The sequence below is a fragment of the Rhizobacter sp. P2_H2 genome (assembly GCF_056403375.1).
In genome coordinates this window covers 1-4,464 of record NZ_JBFUFP010000417.1, presented here as the reverse complement: position 1 = coordinate 4,464, position 4,464 = coordinate 1, and the positions used below count along the sequence as shown (strand labels likewise).

Below are 4,464 nucleotides of genomic sequence, written 5' to 3'. Positions count from 1 at the left end.
CGCGATTGCAGCTCGCGGATCTGTTCGCGGGCTTCATCCTCGTAGGCGCCGTGCTTGCGCTGCAGCTTGCCGGCATGGCGTTCGCGTTGACCTTGCTCGACATGGTTCTGGTTGCCGGTCACGCGGCCCCAGTTCTCACGGGCCTGGCCCTTGAATTCCTTCCAGCGGCCCCCGATGCGATCGTGATGCATTGCAGCTCCTTGCGCGGTGATGTCGGACGGCCGGCATCGGCCATCCGTGGCGCAAGCGTAGGCGGGGAGGCTGGCCGCCGTCGTCGGTTCCGACCCGGGGTCCGGATAGGACGCGGCTGATTCAGCTGTAGGAATCGGCTGACAAGCCGCTCGATGCGCTCAGCCGGGCTTGCGCTGGCGTGCGCGGGCGAGCGCGGCTTCGATGACGCTGCTCTTGACGCTCACCTCGRTGCCTGCCGCCGCCGTGGGCGCGCTGCGGGCGGCCATGCGCGCCTGGCGTTGCTGCTCGTCGTGCGCCAGCCGCGCGCGGTGGAATTCGAAGCGCTCGCGCGCCTCGTCGGCCTGCGCCGGGCTCCACGCGTCCCAGCCGGTGCGGCCCGGGCTGGCGTCGACCAGCGAGATGCAATCGACCGGGCAGGCCGGGATGCACAGCTCGCAGCCGGTGCACAGCGGCTCGATCACGGTGTGCATCGATTTCGGCCCGCCGACGATGCAGTCGACCGGGCAGGCCTTCAGGCACAGCGTGCAGCCGATGCACCAGGCCTCGTCGATCACCGCGAGGCGCCGCGGCCCTTCGTGGCCGTTCAGCGGGTTCAGCGCCTGCACCGGCCGGCCGGTCAGGCGCGCCAGCCGCGCGATGCCCTCGGCACCGCCCGGCGGGCACTGGTTGATCGCTGCGTCGCCGGCGGCGATGGCCTCGGCGTACGAGCGGCAGTCGGGGTAGCCGCAGCGCGTGCACTGCGTCTGCGGCAGGGCGGCGTCCAGCCGGTCGGCGAGTGCGTCCCGGTCCACGGCGCCGTCAGGCTGCCTTGCGTGCGGCCGTCTTGCGGGCCGCCGGGCGGGCGAGTTTCACCGCCTGCTGGTGTGACGCGATGAAGTTGCGCACTTCCGGGTAGACCTTCTCGCGCCAGCGGCGGCCCGAGAAGATGCCGTAGTGTCCGGCGCCTTCGACGTCGTAGTGGAACTGGCGCGCCTTCGGGATGCCGGTGCACAGCTCGTGCGCCGCCTTGGTCTGGCCGGCGCCGGAGATGTCGTCCAGCTCGCCCTCGATCGTCAGCAGCGCGCTGGTCGTGATGTCCTGCGGGCGCACCAGCTCGCCCCGGACCTCCCAGGTGCCGTTGACCAGCGCGAAATCCTGGAACACCGTCTTGATGGTGTCGAGGTAGTACTCGGCCGGCATGTCGAGCACTGCGTTGTACTCGTCGTAGAAGGTGCGGTGGAAATCGGCGTTGTCGTCGTCGCCGCGCATCAGGTCCATGAAGTAGTCGTAGTGCGACTTCAGGTGGCGGTCCGGGTTCATCGCGATGAAGCCGCTGTGCTGCAGGAAGCCCGGGTAGACGCGCCGGCCGGCGCCGGGGTAGTTGACCGGCACGCGGTAGATGACGTTGTTCTCGAACCAGTCGTAGCTCTTGTTCATCGCCAGGTTGTTGACGGCCGTCGGGCTCCTGCGGGCATCGATCGGGCCGCCCATCATCGTCATCGTGCGCGGGGTGGGCTCGCCGCGGCTGGCCATCAGCGAGATCGCGGCCAGCACCGGCACCGTCGGCTGGCACACCGAGATCACGTTGCACTCGGGCCCGACGTGGCGGATGAACTCCTGCACGTAGTCGACGTAGTCGTCGAGGTGGAACGGGCCGGCGGCCTGGTCGACCATGCGGGCATCGGTCCAGTCGGTGATGAAGACCTTGTGGTCCTGCAGCAGCGCCTTCACGGTGTCGCGCAGCAGCGTCGAGTGGTGGCCCGACAGCGGCGCCACGACCAGCACGGTGGGCTGGTCCTTCATCAGCGTGAGCACTGGCGAATCGTCGGTGAAGCGCTTGAAGCGCAGCAGCCGGCAGAACGGCTTCTCGAGCGCCACCTGCTCCTGCACCGCGACATCCACCGTGCCGACGCGCACCGACGTGATGTTGAACTGCGGCTTCTCGTATTCCTTCGACAACCGGTGCACCAGGTCCAGCCCGGCCGACACGCGCTGCGCCATCGGCGTGTGCGTGAACGGCGACAGCGGGTGGCTGTACAGCTTCGAGGAGGCGCTTGCGAATTCGGAGAACGGGCTCAACAACGCGCGCTGGGCTTCATACCACTGGTACAGCATTCTGGGTTCCTTTGCGACCGCTTCGCGGAATCGCTTTCACACAAGGTTTTCACACAAGTTGTGCGTCGCAGCATTCTAGGCAGTCGATACAGATCGTGCCCGCGGACTGCTTTGGTGCAAACCCGGAAAAGAAGCACAAAGGCCGCCCAGAATGGTGCGGCCTTCTCTCGAACTGTCACTTGTGTGACGGCAGATGTCGCTTCAGATGACTTTGGCGATCGCGGCGACCACCGCGTCGATGTTCTTGCTGTTCAGCGCCGCGACGCAGATGCGGCCCGAATCGACGCCGTAGATGCCGAACTCGTTGCGCAGCCGCTCCATCTGGGCCTTGGTGAGGCCCGAATAGCTGAACATGCCCTTCTGCTGCGTGATGAAGCTCATGTCCTGCCGGATGCCGGCGGCCTGCAGCTTCTGCAGCAGCGCGGTGCGCATCTGCTTGATGCGCACCCGCATGCCGGCCAGTTCTTCCTCCCACATCGCGCGCAGCGCCGGCGTCGTCAGCACGGTGGCGACGACCTGGGCGCCGTGCGTCGGCGGGTTGGAGTAGTTGGTGCGGATCACGATCTTCAGCTGGCTCAGCACGCGGGTCGCGTCGTCCTTGGTGGCGCACAGCACGCTCAGCGCGCCGACGCGTTCGCCGTACAGCGAAAAGCTCTTCGAGAACGAGGTCGCGACGAAGAAGTCGATGCCGGCGGCGACGAACTGCGCGATCACCGCGCCGTCTTCGGCGATGCCCTCGCCGAAGCCCTGGTAGGCCATGTCGAGGAAGGCCACCAGGCCGCGTGCCTTGACGGCCCCGATCACCTTCGCCCAGTCGGCGGGGGTGATGTCGTAGCCGGTCGGGTTGTGGCAGCAGGCGTGCAGCACGACCACCGTGCCGGCCGGTGCGGCGTTCAGCGCGGCCAGCATGCCCTCGACATTGACGCCGCGCTTGGCCGCGTCGTAGTACGGATAACTCTCGACCACGAAGCCGGCGTTGGTGAACAGCGCGCGGTGGTTTTCCCAGCTCGGGTCGCTGATCAGCACCTTGGCGCCCGGGTTCAGCTTCTTCAGGAAGTCGGCGCCGATCTTCAGGCCGCCGGTGCCGCCCAGGCCCTGGACGGTGGCGACGCGGCCGGCAGCGACTTCAGCGCTGTCGGTGCCGAACACCAGGCCCTGCACCGCCTTGTCGTAGGCGGCGATGCCGTCGATCGGCAGGTAGCCGCGCGGCTTCGGGGCCTCCTGCATCTGGCGCTCGGCCTCGGCCACGCACTTCAGCAGCGGGAGTTTGCCGTTGTCGTCGTAGTAGACCCCGACGCCCAGGTTCACCTTGGCGGGATTCGGATCGGCGTTGAACTGCTCGTTCAGGCCGAGGATGGGGTCGCGGGGTGCCATTTCGACAGCGGCGAACAGCGAGGTCATGGACAGTCCTTGTCAGTAGAGCGGATGCGTGATTTGGGCTAGGCTTGCCGATTTCCCTGTGCACTTCCGGTACAGGAAAACCCGAGGATTTTAATCGCCATGGCCGACCTGCCCCGAAATTCGGCACCCAAGACGGTATCGCGCCCTGCACCGAAGTTGGCACCGAAGGCGCCGCAGGGCGGCCCCGACATCCTGCTCGCCGACACGCCGGTGGTTGAACCCGTCGAAGGCGAGTTCGTCGCCTTCCCCGACTCGCCGTTCCAGCTGTTCCAGCCGTATCCACCGGCCGGCGACCAGCCGACCGCGATCGCGGCGCTGGCCGAAGGCATCGAGGACGGCCTGAGCTACCAGACGCTGCTGGGCGTCACCGGCTCCGGCAAGACCTTCACGATGGCCAACGTGATCGCCCGCATGGGCCGCCCGGCCATCGTGTTCGCGCCCAACAAGACGCTGGCGGCACAGCTGTACAGCGAGTTCCGCGAGTTCTTCCCGAAGAATGCGGTCGAGTACTTCGTCAGCTACTACGACTACTACCAGCCTGAAGCCTACGTGCCGCAGCGCGACCTGTTCATCGAGAAGGACAGCTCGATCAACGAACACATCGAGCAGATGCGGCTGTCGGCCACCAAGAGCCTGCTGGAGCGGCGCGACGTGGTGATCGTCGCCACCGTCAGCGCGATCTACGGCATCGGCAACCCGAGCGACTACCACCGCATGGTGATGACGCTGCGCGCCGGCGACAAGATGGGGCAGCGCGACGTGATCGCGCAGCTGATC

At 67.1% G+C, this 4,464-nt stretch carries 5 protein-coding genes; 1 reads left to right on the top strand and 4 read right to left on the bottom strand.

Going from position 1 to position 4,464, the window contains the following annotated elements; all coding sequences use genetic code 11:
* The 4 genes from AC1D15_RS19380 to AC1D15_RS19365 form a co-directional block, all read right to left on the bottom strand.
* A partial coding sequence (locus AC1D15_RS19380) for a CsbD family protein (RefSeq protein ID WP_477827263.1) occupies positions 1-191 on the bottom strand: 191 nt, incomplete at its 3' end.
* A gap of 159 nt (positions 192-350) precedes the next feature.
* Positions 351-983, bottom strand: a complete 633-nt coding sequence (gene rsxB / locus AC1D15_RS19375) for an electron transport complex subunit RsxB (protein WP_477827262.1) — start codon at positions 981-983, stop codon at positions 351-353.
* A 7-nt stretch (positions 984-990) separates the two neighbouring features.
* Complete coding sequence (locus AC1D15_RS19370) at positions 991-2,286, bottom strand: polyhydroxyalkanoate depolymerase (RefSeq protein WP_477827261.1); 1,296 nt, start codon at positions 2,284-2,286, stop codon at positions 991-993.
* A 201-nt stretch (positions 2,287-2,487) separates the two neighbouring features.
* Positions 2,488-3,687 (bottom strand): amino acid aminotransferase, encoded by a 1,200-nt coding sequence (locus tag AC1D15_RS19365; protein WP_477827260.1) that lies wholly within the window; start codon positions 3,685-3,687, stop codon positions 2,488-2,490.
* Between the two features lie 99 nt (positions 3,688-3,786).
* Here AC1D15_RS19365 and AC1D15_RS19360 point away from each other — a divergent pair.
* A partial coding sequence (locus tag AC1D15_RS19360) for a DEAD/DEAH box helicase family protein (protein ID WP_477827259.1) occupies positions 3,787-4,464 on the top strand: 678 nt, incomplete at its 3' end.